Here is a 16,638-nt window from a genome sequence, read left to right as displayed (position 1 = left end):
TCGTCGGATCAGGCCGGGACCGCACGGTCCCGGCCTGATCCGTGAGCGAAGCGACTCCGGTTCACCGGTCGGCGGCGAGGAGCGCGTCGTACACCGCACGCAGCCCGTCGGCCGCCTCGCGCCCGGCGGGCCGCAGCGGTTCCCGGACCGGTCCCGCGCCGAGCAGCGCCTTCGCGGTGACCGTGCCGGGCAGCCCGGAGGCCATCATGGCCTCGACCAGCGGGACGAGCGCTCCGTTGAGGCGGGCCGCCGCCTCGGTGTCGCCTGCGTCGAACGCGTCCAGGACCGCCCGCACCTGACGGGGAGCCACATTGGCGACCGTGCTGACACAGCCAGCCCCGCCCAGCGCGTACAACGGGAGATTCAGCTCCTCGCAGCCCGAGTAGTACGCCAGTGAGGTCCCCGCCATCACCTTGGCCGCGCCGAGCAGGTCGTACGAGCAGTCCTTGACCGCCACGATCCGGGGGTGCTCCGCCAGCCGGAGCATCGTCGCCGGCTCGATCCGCGTGCCGGTGCGGCCCGGGATGTCGTACAGCATCAGCCCGACGCCGGTCGCGTCCGCGACCCGGAGGAAATGCGCCTCCACGTCGGCCTGCGGCGGACGGCTGTAGTACGGGGTGACCACCAGCAGGCCGTCGGCGCCCGCCTCCTCCGCCTCCCTCGCCAGCCGGACCGTCTGCCGGGTGTCGTACGTCCCGACCCCGGCCACGAGCGGGACCCCGTCGCCCACGGCCTCCCGGACCGCCCTCAGCAGCGCGGTCTTCTCCCCGTCCGTCGTGGTCGGCGACTCGCCGGTGGTCCCGCTGAGCACGAGGCCGTCGCAGCCACCGGCGACGAGGGTCACCGCATGGCGACGGGCGGCGTCCAGGTCCAGTTCACCGTCGGCGGTGAACGGGGTGATCATGGCGCAGAGGGCGCGGCCGAAGGGCCCGGGGGCATGGGATGTCATTCCCGAAGTCTCGGCCGCCCGGCCACGCCGGTCCACTTAGATCTGCTTGGGGTGAACGGCAAGCGACGCTGAAGAATGACCGGGCGGACCGTTCTGGCATGATCGAACGGACATGTGATGAGCCGTTCCAGGGGGCAGACGGTATGCGCGTACGGAGACCGGTCATGGCCGCGGTCGTCACGGCGGCCGCACTGTCTCTCTCCGGCTGCGCCGGATTCCTCGTACCCGCGGGTGAGGGGGAGCCGGTGCCGCGGGCCTCCACCGCACCCCGCCCGGTGCCCTCCGCTCCCGCCCCTGACCCCGGCGCGACAACGGACGCGCCCGCCCAGGGGGCTCCCGCCACCGAGGCGGCGGACGGCGGCTGCCCCGCCACCGGCGTCGTCGTGGACATGGGCCCCGTGGAGACAGCCATGTTCCACCGCGCGGTGACCCTCACCCTCACCAACTGCGGGAAGCGGCCCTACCGGGTCCACGGCTATCCGGCGGTGCGCGCGCTGGGCGAGGACGGGAAGCGCATCCCCGTCCCCGTGAACGCGGGAGGTTCGATGTTCGGCAACGACGAGGGGCCGCAGGAGATCCAGCTGAAGCCCCGCGCGACCGTCACGTCCATCCTGGCCTGGGTCTCCACGAAGGAGGGCGGGGACCTCATCGAGGGCGACGCCCTGGAGATCGCAGCCGCGCCGGACGCGGGGGCACGGGTCTTCCCGCTGGAAGGGCACGACATCCGGCTGATGGACGAGCTGAACACGACGGCCTGGCGGGCGCCGACGGCCGGGTGAGCGTCAACACGGCCGGCCGGAAGCCGTGTTCGAGGCGTCGGGTGACCGGCCCGGAGCAGGCGCTCTGCGTGTCTCGCGCACACCGACGCACTCGCCTTCGCGGGGCGGGGACGTCGAAGCCCCGGCGCCGCGGTCCGAGCGGCTCCGGAACGGCCCGGCGGTGAAGGACGGTCCGTGTGTCCGCCGCACACCGGCTTCCCGCTTCGTACCGGGCCTGCGGGAGAACCGGGCGGCACGGGACGAAATACGTCTACGCTGGGGCGGCGGCCCAGACCCGTACACACCGGGCCCGGCCCCTGGACACAGCCCGCGCACGCCCCGAGGAGACCCCCCAGATGTCCGCAGAGCGCCCCTCCATGCCGCCGGTGCGGCTGCACACCGAGGCCGAGCTGGCACGGGACGCGCTGTCCGCACCGCTGCTCGCCCGCGCCGCCCGGCTCGCCCGCTGGGCGGGACCCGAGACCAGGGTGGGCGCCGGGGGCGAACTCGTCGACGCGCAACTGCCGGACGCCGCACGGCACCTGGGGCTCGAGGACGACGAGGACGGAGCCGCGTACGCCAGCGAGGCGTGGCGCCTCGCCGTCGACACCGGGCTCGTCGACGTCGAGGACCCGCAGGACGAGGACGGGACGGGGGGCGAGGACGCCGAGGGCACCGTCACGGCCGGCGAGAACCTCGCACTGCTCACCTCCGGATCCCCGGCGGACGTCCTCGCGATCTGGCTGGACGGGCTGGACGCCGTGCACGCCGACGCCACCGCGCCCGCCTTCGACGACTTCGCCGACCTCATCGCCGAGGACGGCAGCGTCGATTTCGACGCCCTGGACTGGGACCCCGAGGAGGAGGCGGAGTTCCTCGACGGGGTGCTCGGCAACCTCTACCTGCTGACTCTCGCCGAGGCCGGCCCCGCGGACGCTCCGGTTCCGCTGCCCGCCCTCGCCGCGTCCATGGTGGTGCCCGAGGACATGGACGAACCGACCGACGAGGTTCTGGAGCAGGTGTCGGAAGCCATGATGCGGCTGGACGACCAGTTCCGGGTGCTCGAACCCATCGGAATCGTCGAATACCGCCCGGTCGACGAGACGTTGCTCACCGAGGAGGGCGAGGAGGCGACACCCCCGGCCGACGACGAGGACATCACCCGCTACGGCATGGTGAAGCTCACGCCCCTCGGGCTCTACGGCATCCGCGAGCGGATGCTGGAGGCCGGCGTGGACGCGCCCGCCGTCGGCGACCTCGCCGGCAAGGGAGCCGACGTCCTCCTCGACGGCATCGCCTACTACCCGGAGGAGGCCGCACGCACCGAGGTCGGGCTGTGGCTCGGCACCCGCGGGGCGGACGGGGCCCTGAAGGCGGCCACGGAACTCCTGGGAGCGGCGCGCGGCAGCGACCGGCGCGCACCGCTGCGCAGGCTCCACTGCCAGCAGGCCCTCGCCCTCGTCGGACCGGAGGCCGAACCGGCGGTGCGCGCGGTGCTCGACGACCCCGAGCTCGGCGGGCTGGCACGGGTCTGGCTCGCGGAGCGGGGCTCCGCGGACGTACCGGCGCCCGACGAGGCGATGATCTTCTGGCTCGCCGTGGACACCATCGCCGCGCAACTGGACGCGGAGGGTGACCTGGACGAGCTCCGAGGACTGGTGGAAGGCCTCTCCGGCCAGCACAGCGGCTTCTTCGACGAGGCGTGGCGGGTGGAGCACCCCGCCACGGCCGAGGTGCTGGAGGCGATGGGCCGTCTCCACAGTGACCGCGGCGCGGCGAAGGCGGCCCGCAAGGCCGCCTACAAGGCCCGTTCCCGGCAGCAGAACTGAGGAACCGTCACAGGACCTGGGAGCAGCCGCGGCTCCACGCGGCCCACACGGTCCGCCGGACCCACACGGTCCACGGGACGGGGCCGGCCGCCGTACGAGGGCCGGCTCCGCCGTCCCCGGCGGTGTTCCTGGTGTTCCTCGTCCGTTCACCGCGCGGCCCTTCGGCCATGGTCCACGGCTGCGAGCATCCGGCTCCTCAGTGAACCGATCCGGAGGAACGATGCTCCCGAAGAGAACCTGTGCCGCACTGGCGGTTCTGGCCGTGACCGCGGGCACCCTGGTGGGCGCGGGTGCGGCGTCCGCCGGCCAGTCGCACGGCGGCGGCCACGGGCCGAAGGCGGCAGCCTTCGAACGCACCGCCACCTACCCGGTCTTCCAGAACCGGCCGGCCGGCGAGGACGCCTCGGCACAGACCGTCGCCGAGATCTCCGCGACCAGCGAGGACGGCCGCACCCTGGTCCACACGGACGCCGCCGCCAAGCGCATCGGCTTCCTCGACATCAGCGACGCCGGGCGGCCCCGGGGGCTCGGCACGCTCTCCCTGGCCGAACTGGGAGACGCCGAGGACGAGCCGACCTCGGTGACCGTCGTCGGCCCGTACGTGCTGGTCGTCGTCAACACCAGCGCGAGCTACACCCGGCCGTCCGGCCGGCTCGACGTCATCTCGCTGCGCACCCGGGAGCGGGTGGCGAGCCACGACCTCGGCGGACAGCCCGACTCGATCGTGGTCAGCAAGGACAAGCGGTACGCAGCGGTCGCCATCGAGAACGAGCGCGACGAGGAGGCCGCCCCGGCGGGCGGCGAGGAGGGCGACCTGCCGCAGGCCCCCGCCGGTTTCGTGCAGATCATCGACCTCAAGGGCTCCTCACCCGCCCGCTGGTCGACCCGGGCGGTGCCGTTGACCGGTGCGGACGGCTCCGCGCTGCCCGTCCTGGTGGCCGCCGGGATCACCGAGCCCACCGACCCGGAGCCGGAGTACGTCTCCGTCAACAGCCGCGGTCAGCTCGCCGTGACACTCCAGGAGAACAACGGCATCGTCCTGGTCGACCTCGCCTCGGGCCGCCTGACCAAGGCGTTCAGCGCCGGGACGGCATCCGTCGAGGGCGTCGACACGGTCGAGGACGGCGTCATCGACCAGACCGGTTCACTCACCGGCGTACCGCGGGAGCCGGACGCACTCGGCTGGATCGACGACCGCTACCTCGCCACCGCCGACGAGGGGGACTGGAAGGGCGGCACCCGCGGCTGGACCGTCTTCGACAGCCGCACCGGCGAGGTCGCCTGGGAGGCCGGCAACAGCTTCGAGCACATCGCGGCGCGCCACGGCCTGCTGAACGAGGGCCGCGCCGAGAACAAGGGCACCGAGCCCGAGGGGCTGGCGATCGCCACGTACGACGGGGTGCGCTACGCCTTCGTCGGCTCCGAGCGAAGCAACTTCGTCGCCGTCTACGACGTCACCGACCCCACCCGGCCGGTCTTCCAGCAGGTTCTGCCGGCGACCAACGGACCCGAGGGCCTGCTCCCGATCCCCTCACGTGGGCTGCTCGCGGTCTCCAGCGAGGAGGACGACGCCGCCGCCGGAGTGCGGGCCTCGGTGAGCCTGTTCCGCCTGGGCAGGGGCACGCCCTCCTACCCGTCGCTGGTCTCGGCCGACGACACCGCGGGGACCCCCATCGGCTGGGGTGCGCTCGGTGCCCTGTCGGCGGTGCCGGGACGTGCCGGTGAGCTGTACACCGTCACCGACGCCGCGTACTCCACCACCCGCATCCTCACGATCGACGCGGACCGCGAACCCGCCGTCATCAAGCGCGAGCTGACCGTCCGCGACGCCGCGGGCAAGCCCGTCGGCTACGACGCGGAGGGGATCCACGCCCGTGCGCAGGGCGGCTTCTGGCTGGCCGTCGAAGGGAAGACGGGGGCGGGGAACCAACTGGTCCGCCTGGACCGTCACGGCGTCACCCAGCAGGTCGTCCCGCTCCCCGCCGACGTCGCCTCCGGTCTCGGTTCACAGGGCTTCGAAGGTGTCACCGCCACGACGGGCCGTGACGGCCACGAGATCGTCTGGGCGACGCTCCAACGCCCGGCCGCCACCGATCCCGCGGGCGTGGTCCGGATCGGACGCTACGACGTCCGGGCGGACACCTGGAGCTGGTACGGCTACCGGCTCGGCACCACCACCACACCCGGCGACTGGATCGGCCTGTCCGAGATCACGGTGGTGGGGAACAAGCTGGCCGTCATCGAGCGCGACAAGCTGAACGGGCCTGCCGCCAGGGTCAAGCGGATCTACACGGTCGACCTGCCCAGGACCGCCGCCGCGCCAGGGGCGCTCACCGTCCTGCCCAAGACCCTCGCCCACGACGTGCTGCCCGAACTCCGGGCGACGAAGGGCTGGACGCAGGAGAAGCTGGAGGGCCTCACCGTGGCCGGCGACGGTCACGTCTACGCCGTCACGGACAACGACGGCCTCGACGACTCCACGGGCGAGACCGTCCTCCTCGACCTCGGAAGCGCCCGGAAGGTGTTCGGCCGCCACTGATGCCCGGCGAACCGCCGCCTCCACCAATCCCGGTGGAGGCGGCAGCCGTCGGCCGGGGCAGGCCGCTTCCGGTCAGCCGTGGCTGGTTGCGGACGGTCGTACGGGACGGTCTGTCCTGAACCCGGAACCGGCTTGGGGCACAGTCCCCCTGAACGCCGCGCGGTGTTCAGCCGGAGTTGGTGCGGGGCAGGGAACGTGATCGCGCCAACCAACCGGCCTCGTACCACCAGGAGCTCGCCATGTCGCTCACGCGCAGGGAATTCAGCAGACAGTCCGCCCTCACCGGCGCCGGCATAGCCCTGACCGGCGCCGTCGGCGCGCTGGCGACGGCCCCCGGAGCGCTGGCGGCCGAGGACGCGCGGCACGGTCAGGGTGGTCATGACCACGAGCACGACCATGGCCACGGTCACGACCACGGCAGGGAACTGGGGTACGGCCCGCTGCTCCCGGACCCGGACGGAATTCTCGCGCTGCCCGCCGGCTTCTCCTACCGGATCATCACCCACAGCGGCGTGACCAAGCTGGAGACCGGCGAGCCGACCCCTTCGAACCACGACGGCACGGCCACCTTCGAGGGAGCCCGCGGTGTCACCCTCCTCGTCAACAACCACGAGTTGAGCGGCGTCCGAGCCGGCTGGGAGCACCCCGTGCCTCTCACCGAGGGCCTCGTCTACGACCCGGTCGCGGCCGGCGGCTGCACCGTCGTGGAGACCCGCCGCGACGGCCGCACCGCCGAGTGGGTCGGCATCGCGGGTACGTCGACCAACTGCGCCGGTGGCAGCACCGCCTGGGGTACCTGGCTCACCTGCGAGGAGACCGAGGACCGGGCCGGCAAGAACGGCCTGCTCAAGGACCACGGCTACGTGTTCGAGGTCGATCCGTACGACAAGCGCGCCAACCGCGACCCGCGTCCCGTCAAGGCCTTCGGCCGGTTCGCGCACGAGGCCGTCGTCATCGACCCGAAGCAGGGCCACGCCTATCTGACCGAGGACGCCTCCGGCCCCAACGGCCTGCTCTACCGGTGGGTGCCGCCGCACGGCTTCAGGCACGGCCGCGGCAAGCTGCGCACCCTGGCGGACGACGCCGGTGTCCTCCAGGCGACCAGGTGCTTCGACAAGCACGGCGCCTTCGTCGACGACCTGTCCCGCGCCACCAAGGTCGGCACCGTCTACGGAGTGGACTGGGTGGACGTGCCCGACCGCGACGCGAAGACCGTCTCGGTGCGCAAGCAGTTCACCGACGACCAGGTCACCCGGGCCCGCAAGCTCGAAGGCATGTGGTGGAGCGACGGCGGTGCCTACATCGTCTCCTCCTTCGCCCGTGACGAGAGCCCCGTGGCCCACGACGGCCAGGTCTGGTTCTACGACCCCAAGCGCCGGACGCTGACCCTGAAGGTCCTCCTCGGCGTCAACGCCGACCCGTCCGTGGACGGCGCCTTCGACGGACCGGACAACATCACCGTCTCGCCCTACGGCGGCCTGGTCATCGCCGAGGACGGCGAGGGCATCCAGCACCTCTTCGGCGCTACGGACAGCGGCCGCACCTACCCGATCGCCCGCAACGAACTGAACGGCGGAACGGAGGAGGACCCCTCCTACAGCGAATTCACCGGAGTCACCTTCTCGCCGGACGGAAGGACGCTCTTCGCCAACATCCAGACCCCGGGCATCATGCTCGCCATCACGGGCCCCTGGAAGCGCCAGTCCGACAAGCGCTAGGACCGTACACGCGGTGCGTGAGGGAAATCCCTTCGCGCACCGCGCGGTCGTCCCCCTAAAGTCATGGCCATGCACCTCCCGGTGCGAAGGCGGCGGCTACTTCCTTTCAAGAAATCATGCCGCTGCCGTCCTGACCTCGGGAGGCGTCAGCGCCGGGGTGCCCGGTGCGCAGGCGACGGATACTTCCATGATCTGAGGGTTGCGGGTTCGAGTCCCGTCCGGTCCCGGCCGGTAGCTCAATCGGTAGAGCATCAGGAAAAAGCACCGCCGCCGACCTCTGATCTCGGGCACCCCTTCTCCGCTGTGCCCTCCCCCTGAATTCGGGGGAATTCACCATGGCACGTTTCAACACCCGCTTCGTACGGCCCCGCGTCACCTCGCCGGTGAAGTCGGCGGGCGGGACCGCCCGCAACCACCAGGGCGGCACGGGCCACCTCAGGGACAGCCGTTCCGAGCTCTTCCTCCTGGCCGTCGCGAACTTCGTCTCGCAGGAGACCTTCTACGAGCAGGGCGAGGCGCGCGACACCCGTTTCGCCACCCTGGTGCGCGCGCTCGCGGTCGAGGACCCGGAGTGGACTGCCGGACTGCTGCGCTGGCTGCGCCACGAGGCGCGGATGCGCACGGCACCGCTGGTCGGCGCGGCCGAGTACGTGAAGGCGCGGCTCGCGGCGGGAGCCGTGGACGGCCCGTCGAACCGGCAGGTCGTGGACTCCGTGCTGCTGCGCGCCGACGAGCCGGGCGAACTCCTCGGCTACTGGACCTCGCGCTACGGCAGGGCCGTACCCAAGCCGGTCAAGCGGGGGATCGCCGACGCCGTGCGCCGGCTCTACGGGGGCAGGGCGCTGCTGAAGTACGACACGGCGTCCAAGGGCTACCGCTTCGGCGACGTGCTCAACCTGGTGCACGCCGCCCCGGACCCGGCCAAGCCCTGGCAGGGCGACCTGTTCCGCTACGCCCTCGACCGCCGGCACCACCCCGAGGACGCCGTGCCTCCCGCGTCGGACCGGACCCTGACCGCCCACCGGGCGCTCATGGCCCTGCCGGTCGCGGAGCGGCGCACGGTACTCACCGACCCCGGGGGCGCGGAGCGCCTGGCCGAGGCGGGCATGACCTGGGAGGCACTGGCGGGCTGGCTGCAGGGGCCGATGGACGCCGTGGCGTGGGAGGCCGTGATTCCGTCCATGGGCGCCATGGCGCTCGTGCGCAACCTGCGGAACTTCGACGAGGCGGGGGTGACGGACGAGGTCGCCGCGGGCGTGGCGGCGCGGATCAGCGATCCGGAGGCCGTCGCCGCGTCGCGGCAGTTCCCCTTCCGCTACCTCGCCGCGTACCGGCACGCGCCGTCGCTGCGCTGGGCCTACCCGCTGGAGCAGGCGCTCGGGCACTCACTGGGCAACGTGCCCGCACTGCCCGGACGCACCCTGATCCTGGTGGACCGCTCCGGCTCGATGTGGGCGCCGCTCTCGGACCGCTCCCAGCTGAACCGGGCCGACGCGGCCGCCGTCTTCGGCGCGGCGCTGGCCCTGCGGGCGGCGGACGCGGACCTGGTGCAGTTCGGGACGAGCAGTTCCGCGGTCGGGTACACGCGCGGCGAGTCCGTACTCCGGATCCTGGACCGCTTCGGTGATCTGGGCGGGACGAACACCGTGCAGGCGGTGCGCAAGCACTACCGCGGGCACGACCGGGTGCTGATCGTCACCGACGAGCAGGCGTCGTTCACCCACTACGGTGACGCCACCGAGGGCATCCCGCCGACGGTCCCCGTCTACACCTGGAACCTCGCCGGTTACCGGGTCGGGCACGCGCCGTCGGGCAGCGAGAACCGTCACACCTTCGGTGGACTCTCCGACGCGGCGTTCCGCATGGTGCCGCTGCTGGAGGCGGGCAGGAGCGCGGACTGGCCCTGGAACGGCTGATTACGAATGCGGCACTACTGACCGCTCCGGAGCGGTCGGGCATGGCGTCGGACGCTTACAGGGCGCATACTCGACCGTAATGAAACAGTCAGCCGGTTCCCGGCGTCACCTGCCGTCCAGTCCCTTCAACCGCCCGGCCCAGGAGGCCCCACCGGTCGAATGCTTCGATGTGGGCGACAGGGTGTCGCACGACCAGTTCGGACTCGGACGGGTCCTCGCCGTCGAGGGCGACAACGACGCGGTGCTCATCGACTTCTCCGGGCGCCAGGGAAGGATCCTGAGCCCGTACTCGAAACTGACCAAGCTCTGAGGGAGCGGCCGAGCACGCATCGCGTCACACCGGAGACCCTCCGGACCGATCCGGGGCACCGACGGAAGCATCCGTCAGGTGCCCCGGACGTCGTTCCGGGACGGTGAGGCGTCAGAGGGCCTTCGCGGCGGGCTTGACCATGCCGCGGACGGTCCGCGACTTCACGAACTCGCCCATCCCGGTCATCTCCCACTCGCCGGAGAACTGCTTGATGAGCTTGGCCATCATCACGCCGGTCTGCGGCTCCGCCCCGGTCAGGTCGAAGCGGACCAGCTCCTCGCCGGTGGCGGCGTCGATGAGCCTGCAGTAGGCCTTGGCGACCTCGGTGAACTTCTGCCCGGTGAAGGAGTTGACCGTGAAGACCAGCCCGGTCGCCTCGGCGGGGATCCTGCCGAGGTCGACGACGATCACCTCGTCGTCCCCCGCGCCCTCACCCGTGAGGTTGTCGCCGGAGTGCTTGATCGCGCCGTTCAGGATGGAGAGCTTGCCGAAGTAGCAGCTGTCCAGGTGGTTGCGGTTCGGGCCGTAGGCGATCACCGAGGCGTCGAGGTCGATGTCCTTGCCGCGGAACGCCGGCTCCCAGCCGAGGCCCATCTTGACCTGGGAGAGCAGCGGCCGGCCGCCCTTGACCAGGGAGACCGTCTGGTTCTTCTGGAGGCTGATCTTCCCCTTGTCGAGGTTGATCTTTCCGCTGCCCGCCGGTGCGGGCGGAGCCGGAGGAGCCGGCGGCGCCGGAGGGGCGATCCGGGGGTCCACGGGTGCGGAGGCGGGGGGAGCCACCGGCGGCGCGACGGGTGCGGGCGGCGCCGCGGCGGCGGGCTCCTCGACCGAGACGCCGAAGTCCGTCGCGATGCCGGCCAGTCCGTTCGCATAGCCCTGGCCGACCGCGCGGGCCTTCCAGGCGCCGTTACGCAGGTAGATCTCGATGACCACGAGCGCCGTCTCACCGCCCAGCCGGGGAGGGGTGAAGGTGGCCAGCGCGGAGCCGTCGTCCGCGTTGCGCACGGTCGCGGTGGGCTCGATGCCCTGGAAGGTCCGGCCCGCTTCGTCGGGGCTCGCCGTGACCACGATCTTCTCGATGCCCGGGGGGACGGCCGCGGTGTCCACGACGATCGCGTCGGGCGCGGCGCCACCGCCCCCGCGGTAGGTCACACCCGGCCCCGAGGGCTGGTTGTAGAAGATGAAGTCGTCGTCGGAGCGCACCTTGCCGTCGGCGGTGAGCAGCAGGCCCGAGACGTCGAGCCGCACGGGGGCGGCGACGTCCACCGCCACACGGGCGGCGGAGAGAGGGATGTTCGAGCCGGGGGTCATTGCGGTCATGCACGGGGTAACGAACGACCCGGCTTTGCCGTTCCCTTACCTTCCGGGGGCTTGCCCCGGACGGCTCAGCGCCCTTTGCGGGACCGGTTGCGGGGGTGGTCGCGGGCGGTGCGCTCGTTGCCGTGCCGGTACGCGCCCGTCCAGCGGGCCATCACCAGCTGGGCGTCGCCGGAGACCACCTCCGCCAGGAACTTCTCCGCCCGGCCGCCGCGCAGGGTTCCCGCGGGGCGGCCGTGGTGGGTGAGGGTGACGTGCGCGTCACCGTGCTGCTCGTACGCGAATCCGGAAGGTCTCGGCATGCGTGTATGGTGCCCGGCCCGCGGCGGGCCGTCGCGGGGTTTCCGGACCCGCCGGGGCGGCGGCACTCAGCGGACGACGTCGAAGACGTTCTTCTGCAGCCCGTTGGCATAGGTCTCGTGCTCGACGAGCCGGAGCTTCTGGGTGTCCTTGTCGGTGGCGCTGAACAGCCTCTTGCCCGCGCCGAGCAGGAGCGGGAAGACGAGCAGGTGGTAGCGGTCGACGAGGCCGGCGTCCGAGAGGCCCTGGTTGAGGGTGGCGCTGCCGTGGACGATGATCGGCCCGCCCTCGGTCCGCTTCAGCGCGGCGACGTCGTCGAGGGACCGGAGGATCGTGGTGTCGCCCCAGTCGGTCACCAGGGCGTCGTCGGTGAGCGTGGTGGAGACGACGTACTTCGGCATGACCTTGTAGTCGGCGAACTCCTCCATGCCGGGCCACACCTGGCTGAAGGCCTCGTAGCTGGCCCGGCCCAGCAGCATCGCCGAGGCCTCCTTCTGCTCCCGGCCCTTGAGCTCGTACGCCTCGGGGAGGAAGTCGACGTCCTTGAACGTCCACCCCGAGTTCCGGTATCCGGGCTCGCCGCCCGGGGCTTCGACGACGCCGTCGAGGGAGATGAAAGCGGTGCTGATCAGAGTGCGCATCGGGGTTCCCCGTGTCTCGCTGCCAACAGGTCCGACCGGTGATGCTACGGCGGTCACTCGCGCGGGCGCCGTAGGCCGGTCGTGTTGTCGACCCGTGGACACGGGGGAACTCATCGGTCCTCGCCCGCCCCCTGTGCGGGCGAGGACGTCAGTAGGGCCAGATCGGGGGGTTCGTGACGAAGTGGCCGCCGAGGTGGGCGTGCTCGGGGTTCCCGGGGTCCAGCTCACCGTGCTCGGCGACGAGCTTCTCGGCGTACTGCTCGGAGTCGTCCTGCGGGTCGTAGCCGAGCGAGCGCGCCGAGGTCAGGTCCCACCACAGCCGGGTGTTGGCCGAGGAGCCGTAGACCACGGTGTGCCGCACGTCCTCGGCGGTGAGGGCCGCGTGGAAGAGGCGGGCCCCGTCGCCGGGGCTCATCCACACGGACAGCATCCGAACCGACGTCGGCTCCATGAAGCAGGAGCCGATGCGCACGGAGACGGTCTCGACGCCGTGCTTGTCCCAGTAGAACTGCGCGAGGTCCTCGCCGAAGGACTTCGACAGACCGTAGAAGGTGTCGGGGCGACGGGGGGTGTCGACCGGGATCAGCGGGTCACCCGGAAGCGGACGCGGGGTGTAGCCGATGGCGTGGTTGGACGAGGCGAAGACGATGCGCTTCACGCCTTCCTCGCGCGCGGCCTCGTAGAGGTTGTAGGTGCCCTCGATGTTGGAGCGCAGGATCTTGTCGAAGGAGGACTCCAGGGAGATTCCGGCGAGGTGGACGATCGCGTCCACGCCCCGCACGGCCTCCCGCAGCGCGGCCTTGTCGCCGAGGTCGGCGGTGATCGCCCCCGGCTCGCCCTCGATGGGGGTCACGTCGAAGAGCCGGAGGTCGTACCCGTACGCGGGGAGCAGCCCCCGCATCAGGGTGCCGAGGCCGCCGGCTGCGCCGGTGAGAAGGACGGTGCGGGGAACGGGCATACGGGTTCTCCTCGGTGCGGGCGCGGGGCGCGACGTGCGGACGGATGCGGTGCTGCGGGGGCCCGGGCCGGGTCCGGTGGGTACGGACAGCAAGGTACGCGTGGTACGCGGGAGCCGGACAGCCGCCCGGTACGTCAAATCCGTGGACCGCATTCACATGCGTGGACACGCTAAGAAGTTTCGGCGGATCACGTCAAGTGTCGCGCGCGTTCGCCGGGTTCGTCCCGGGTCGCGCCTCCATGCCTTGACCGGCGGCGCGCGGCTGCCTTAGCGTGGCATTGTTCAGAAATATGGACACCGATCATAATTGTGCACGCCTGAACCGCTCAGGGAGCGCCCGTGACCTCAGCCCCCCTCGCCGCCCGGCTCACCGACACCGCCGGGCCGCTCTTCTTCCCCGTCACCGCGTACGGGCCGGACGGCGCCGTCGACCTCGACGCCTTCCGCGCGCACGTGCGCAAGGGCGTGGACGCCGGTGCCGCCGCCGTCTTCGCCTGCTGCGGCACCGGCGAGTTCCACGCCCTCGATCCGGACGAGTTCCGCCTCGTCGTCGAGGCCGCCGTGGAGGAGACCGCGGGACAGGTGCCCGTGGTGGCGGGAGCCGGATACGGCACGGCGCTCGCGATCCGGTACGCGAAGCTCGCCGAGGAGGCCGGCGCGGACGGCCTCCTCGCCATGCCCCCCTATCTCGTCGTCGCCGGCCAGGAAGGGCTGCTGGCGCACTACACCGCGCTCGCCGCGGCCACCTCCCTGGAGACGGTCGTCTACCAGCGCGACAACGCCGTGTTCACCCCGGAGACCGTCGTCGCCCTGGCACGAACCCCCGGGATCATCGGCCTCAAGGACGGGTACGGCGACCTCGACCTGATGCAGCGCATCGTCAGCGCCGTGCGCACCGGTCTGCCGGGACAGGACTTCCTGTACTTCAACGGGCTGCCCACCGCGGAGCTCACCGGCCTCGCCTACCGGGGCATCGGGGTCACCCTCTACTCCTCGGCCGTCTTCGCCTTCGCCCCCGACATCGCCCTCGCGTTCTACCGGGCGCTGGAGAGCGGCGACGACGACCAGGTCAACGCGCTGCTCGACCACTTCTACCGGCCGCTCGTCGAACTCCGCTCCAAGGGCCACGGTTACGCGGTCTCCCTGGTGAAGGCGGCGGTCCGCATGGAGGGGCTGGACGTCGGCCCCGTGCGCACCCCGCTCACCGAGCCTCCGGCCGAGCACGTCGAGGCACTCGCCGCGATCATCGCGGACGGCCGGGCGCTGCTGGAGAAGTACCGTGCGGGGGAGGCCGGGTGAAGGCCTCAGCCTTTCTGTACCCCTGGGACGTCGTGGGGGACCCGGACGCCGCCGGCCGCATCGCGGAGCTCGGCGTCGAGCAGGTGACGCTGGCGTCCGCCTACCACTCCACCCGCGCCCTGACCCCGCGCCACCCCGGCCGGCGGATCGTCACCGCCGAACACGCTGCGGTGCTCTATCCGCCGGACCCCGGCCGCTGGGAGGGGCGCGTGCTGCGTCCCTACCGGCAGACCTGGGTGGCGGGGGAGGATCCCTACGCCGAGGCGGCCGGCATCCTCGCGGACGCCGGTCTCCAGGTGCACTCCTGGGTCGTCCTCGCGCACAACTCCCGCCTGGGCGCGGAGCATCCGGACACCTCGGTGGTCAACGCATACGGCGACCGCTACCCCTGGGCGCCGTGCATCGCCCAGCCCGCCGTCCGGGCCTACCTGGTGGACCTGGCGGCGGAGGCGGCCGCGCGCCCCGGGGCGTCGGGGACCGAGCTGGAGTCCTGCGGCTGGTACGGCTTCGCCCATCTGCACGCCCACGACAAGGTCTCCGGGGTCGCCCTCGGTGACGCGGCGCAGTACCTGATGTCCCTCTGCTTCTGCGCGGACTGCCGGGCCGGTTACGCCGGCGTGGATCTGGACCCGGACGAGCTGCGTGCCGGGGTGCGCCGCGCCCTGGAACCCGTATGGGCGGGGACCGGTTCCGCGGAACAGGGCTGGGCAGGGGTGGAGAAGCTGCTCGGCGCCGGACTCGCAGACGCCTCCCTGCGATGGCGGGTCCAGGTCGCCAGGGGCCTCCAGGAGGCCGCCGTCGCCGCAGTGCGGGACGCGGCGCCGGAGCCGGGCTTCCAGGTCCTGCTGCACGCCGACCCCGCCCCCTATCGCACCGGGGCCAACGTCGGGACCGATCCCGCGCACATCCTGTCCACGGCGGACGGTGTCGTGCTGCCCTGCACCGGTGGCGACGCCGCGCGTGAGGCCGTGCTGGGCCCGTACGCCGGGCTGTCCGGGGTGGTCGCGGCCAACTTCAACGTGGTCACCGGCATGGGCGGGAGTCCCTCCACGCTGGCCCGGGACGCCGCGCACGCGGCCTCGCTCGGCGCAGGTGAACTCCGGCTCTACCACGCGGGCCTGGCCTCCGGGCCGGACCTGAGCGCGGTCGGCGACGCCCTCTCGGCCATCCGCGGAGGCTGACCCGCGCCCATCGACGACTCCCCCTAGCGCAGGTCCCCGGCACCAGGCCGGGGACCTGCGCTTCTTGCCGTTTCCGGGCCGGGCGGGCCGGGCGGCCCGCGCGCGGACCAGTTCCGAGTTCTGCGAACTTCTTTTGCCAGAAGCGTTGACGAAACATTCGTACCGCTCTAGCTTCATCGCGTCGTACTTCGTACGTCATATATGAGACGCGATACGCGAGATGCGAGAGCTCTGATCCATGACCTTTGCGCCGGCCCCCATTCCCTCCAGGACCCAGTACGTGCTGGAGGCGATCAAGCACGCGATCCTCACCGCGCAGCTGATGCCGGGACAGGCGCTCGTGGAGACCGAACTCGCCGCGCAGTTCGGGGTGTCGAAGACCCCCGTACGCGAGGCCCTGAAGACGCTCGCCGGCACCGGACTCGTGGTCATGAGCCAGTACAAGGGCGCCACCGTACGGCTCGTCGACGCGACGATGGCCCGCGAGGTGTACGACGTACGCCTGCTCCTGGAGCCCGAGGCGCTGCGCCGCACCATCACCCGCAAGGCGTCGCTGGAGGCGGCCCAGGAAGCCCTGGAGCGCGCCGACTCGGCGGTCGACAAGGCCGACAGGTCGCTCGCCAACCGGGACTTCCACCGCGCCCTGTACATCCCCTGCGGCAACCCGCTGCTCGCCCGGATGCTCGACGAGATCCGCGACCAGGCCGCACTCGTGTCGACCGTCGCGTGGTCGACGATCCCGAGCTGGGAGCGTGAGGCGGCCGAGCACCGCGAGATCCTGCGGCTCGCCCTCGCCGACGACGCGGCGGCCGCCGTGGCGGCCCTGCACGACCACATCGCATCGTTCGTGCGCCGCGCCTTCCCCGACGACGTGGACGGGGGCGGGGCGGCGTGAAGCATCAGCTGGCCAAGGATCACCAGCA

General features: G+C 72.0%; 14 protein-coding genes. 9 read left to right on the top strand and 5 right to left on the bottom strand.

What is annotated here, in order from left to right:
- Positions 1 to 61 precede the first annotated feature (61 nt).
- Positions 62 to 949, bottom strand: a complete 888-nt coding sequence (gene dapA, locus ACGFNN_RS25620; RefSeq protein WP_393559295.1) for a 4-hydroxy-tetrahydrodipicolinate synthase — start codon at positions 947 to 949, stop codon at positions 62 to 64.
- A gap of 143 nt (positions 950 to 1,092) precedes the next feature.
- Here dapA and ACGFNN_RS25615 point away from each other — a divergent pair, with 143 nt between their 5' ends.
- The 6 genes from ACGFNN_RS25615 to ACGFNN_RS25590 all read left to right on the top strand — a co-directional run bounded on the left by ACGFNN_RS25615 (position 1,093) and on the right by ACGFNN_RS25590 (position 10,019).
- Positions 1,093 to 1,728: a DUF4232 domain-containing protein gene (locus ACGFNN_RS25615; protein WP_393559293.1), complete on the top strand. Its 636-nt coding sequence runs from the start codon at positions 1,093 to 1,095 to the stop codon at positions 1,726 to 1,728.
- A 335-nt stretch (positions 1,729 to 2,063) separates the two neighbouring features.
- Entirely contained in the window at positions 2,064 to 3,536 is a 1,473-nt protein-coding gene (locus ACGFNN_RS25610) for a hypothetical protein (RefSeq protein ID WP_393559291.1), read from the top strand.
- Between the two features lie 220 nt (positions 3,537 to 3,756).
- Positions 3,757 to 6,075, top strand: coding sequence for an esterase-like activity of phytase family protein (locus ACGFNN_RS25605; RefSeq protein WP_393559289.1), 2,319 nt, complete (start codon positions 3,757 to 3,759; stop codon positions 6,073 to 6,075).
- Positions 6,076 to 6,314: 239 nt separating this feature from the next.
- The gene (locus tag ACGFNN_RS25600; RefSeq protein ID WP_393559287.1) at positions 6,315 to 7,793 is read left to right on the top strand and encodes an alkaline phosphatase PhoX; all 1,479 of its coding nucleotides are present in this window, start codon (positions 6,315 to 6,317) and stop codon (positions 7,791 to 7,793) included.
- Between the two features lie 335 nt (positions 7,794 to 8,128).
- Positions 8,129 to 9,709 carry a TROVE domain-containing protein gene (locus ACGFNN_RS25595; RefSeq protein ID WP_393559285.1) on the top strand — a complete coding sequence of 527 codons (1,581 nt, stop codon included), beginning with the start codon at positions 8,129 to 8,131 and terminating at the stop codon, positions 9,707 to 9,709.
- Between the two features lie 79 nt (positions 9,710 to 9,788).
- Positions 9,789 to 10,019, top strand: a complete 231-nt coding sequence (locus ACGFNN_RS25590) for a hypothetical protein (RefSeq protein WP_356736297.1) — start codon at positions 9,789 to 9,791, stop codon at positions 10,017 to 10,019.
- Positions 10,020 to 10,130: 111 nt separating this feature from the next.
- On the opposite strand, the gene ACGFNN_RS25585 is transcribed toward ACGFNN_RS25590, so the two are convergent.
- The 4 genes from ACGFNN_RS25585 to ACGFNN_RS25570 all read right to left on the bottom strand — a co-directional run bounded on the left by ACGFNN_RS25585 (position 10,131) and on the right by ACGFNN_RS25570 (position 13,235).
- Positions 10,131 to 11,339, bottom strand: coding sequence for a TerD family protein (locus ACGFNN_RS25585; RefSeq protein ID WP_362542764.1), 1,209 nt, complete (start codon positions 11,337 to 11,339; stop codon positions 10,131 to 10,133).
- Between the two features lie 65 nt (positions 11,340 to 11,404).
- A complete protein-coding gene (locus ACGFNN_RS25580; protein WP_362542761.1) occupies positions 11,405 to 11,638 on the bottom strand; it encodes a hypothetical protein in 234 nt (77 codons plus the stop codon).
- Positions 11,639 to 11,704: 66 nt separating this feature from the next.
- On the bottom strand, positions 11,705 to 12,277 hold the full coding sequence (locus ACGFNN_RS25575; RefSeq protein ID WP_393559283.1) for a dihydrofolate reductase family protein: 573 nt from the start codon (positions 12,275 to 12,277) through the stop codon (positions 11,705 to 11,707).
- Positions 12,278 to 12,425: 148 nt separating this feature from the next.
- On the bottom strand, positions 12,426 to 13,235 hold the full coding sequence (locus tag ACGFNN_RS25570; RefSeq protein ID WP_393559281.1) for an NAD-dependent epimerase/dehydratase family protein: 810 nt from the start codon (positions 13,233 to 13,235) through the stop codon (positions 12,426 to 12,428).
- Between the two features lie 339 nt (positions 13,236 to 13,574).
- Here ACGFNN_RS25570 and ACGFNN_RS25565 point away from each other — a divergent pair, with 339 nt between their 5' ends.
- The 3 genes from ACGFNN_RS25565 (at position 13,575) to ACGFNN_RS25555 (ending at position 16,610) form a co-directional block, all read left to right on the top strand.
- Complete coding sequence (locus ACGFNN_RS25565; RefSeq protein WP_393559279.1) at positions 13,575 to 14,534, top strand: 5-dehydro-4-deoxyglucarate dehydratase; 960 nt, start codon at positions 13,575 to 13,577, stop codon at positions 14,532 to 14,534.
- Positions 14,531 to 15,715 carry a hypothetical protein gene (locus ACGFNN_RS25560; protein ID WP_393559277.1) on the top strand — a complete coding sequence of 395 codons (1,185 nt, stop codon included), beginning with the start codon at positions 14,531 to 14,533 and terminating at the stop codon, positions 15,713 to 15,715. The genes ACGFNN_RS25565 and ACGFNN_RS25560 overlap by 4 nt, the downstream gene beginning before the upstream one ends.
- 238 nt (positions 15,716 to 15,953) lie before the next feature.
- Positions 15,954 to 16,610, top strand: coding sequence for a GntR family transcriptional regulator (locus ACGFNN_RS25555; RefSeq protein WP_362542746.1), 657 nt, complete (start codon positions 15,954 to 15,956; stop codon positions 16,608 to 16,610).
- The last annotated feature ends 28 nt before the right edge of the window (positions 16,611 to 16,638 follow it).

Origin of the sequence: Streptomyces sp. NPDC048590 (assembly GCF_043199535.1) — a bacterium.
Lineage (GTDB): Bacteria > Actinomycetota > Actinomycetes > Streptomycetales > Streptomycetaceae > Streptomyces.
This window is presented reverse-complemented; position numbering and strand designations above follow the sequence as displayed.

What these genes read in the sequence shown, in the direction of transcription:
- dapA (WP_393559295.1), bottom strand. Translation starts at nt 949, where the DNA reads ATGACATCCCATGCCCCCGGGCCCTTCGGCCGCGCCCTCTGCGCCATG.
- ACGFNN_RS25615 (WP_393559293.1), top strand. Translation starts at nt 1,093, where the DNA reads ATGCGCGTACGGAGACCGGTCATGGCCGCGGTCGTCACGGCGGCCGCA.
- ACGFNN_RS25610 (WP_393559291.1), top strand. Translation starts at nt 2,064, where the DNA reads ATGTCCGCAGAGCGCCCCTCCATGCCGCCGGTGCGGCTGCACACCGAG.
- ACGFNN_RS25605 (WP_393559289.1), top strand. Translation starts at nt 3,757, where the DNA reads ATGCTCCCGAAGAGAACCTGTGCCGCACTGGCGGTTCTGGCCGTGACC.
- ACGFNN_RS25600 (WP_393559287.1), top strand. Translation starts at nt 6,315, where the DNA reads ATGTCGCTCACGCGCAGGGAATTCAGCAGACAGTCCGCCCTCACCGGC.
- ACGFNN_RS25595 (WP_393559285.1), top strand. Translation starts at nt 8,129, where the DNA reads ATGGCACGTTTCAACACCCGCTTCGTACGGCCCCGCGTCACCTCGCCG.
- ACGFNN_RS25590 (WP_356736297.1), top strand. Translation starts at nt 9,789, where the DNA reads ATGAAACAGTCAGCCGGTTCCCGGCGTCACCTGCCGTCCAGTCCCTTC.
- ACGFNN_RS25585 (WP_362542764.1), bottom strand. Translation starts at nt 11,339, where the DNA reads ATGACCGCAATGACCCCCGGCTCGAACATCCCTCTCTCCGCCGCCCGT.
- ACGFNN_RS25580 (WP_362542761.1), bottom strand. Translation starts at nt 11,638, where the DNA reads ATGCCGAGACCTTCCGGATTCGCGTACGAGCAGCACGGTGACGCGCAC.
- ACGFNN_RS25575 (WP_393559283.1), bottom strand. Translation starts at nt 12,277, where the DNA reads ATGCGCACTCTGATCAGCACCGCTTTCATCTCCCTCGACGGCGTCGTC.
- ACGFNN_RS25570 (WP_393559281.1), bottom strand. Translation starts at nt 13,235, where the DNA reads ATGCCCGTTCCCCGCACCGTCCTTCTCACCGGCGCAGCCGGCGGCCTC.
- ACGFNN_RS25555 (WP_362542746.1), top strand. Translation starts at nt 15,954, where the DNA reads ATGACCTTTGCGCCGGCCCCCATTCCCTCCAGGACCCAGTACGTGCTG.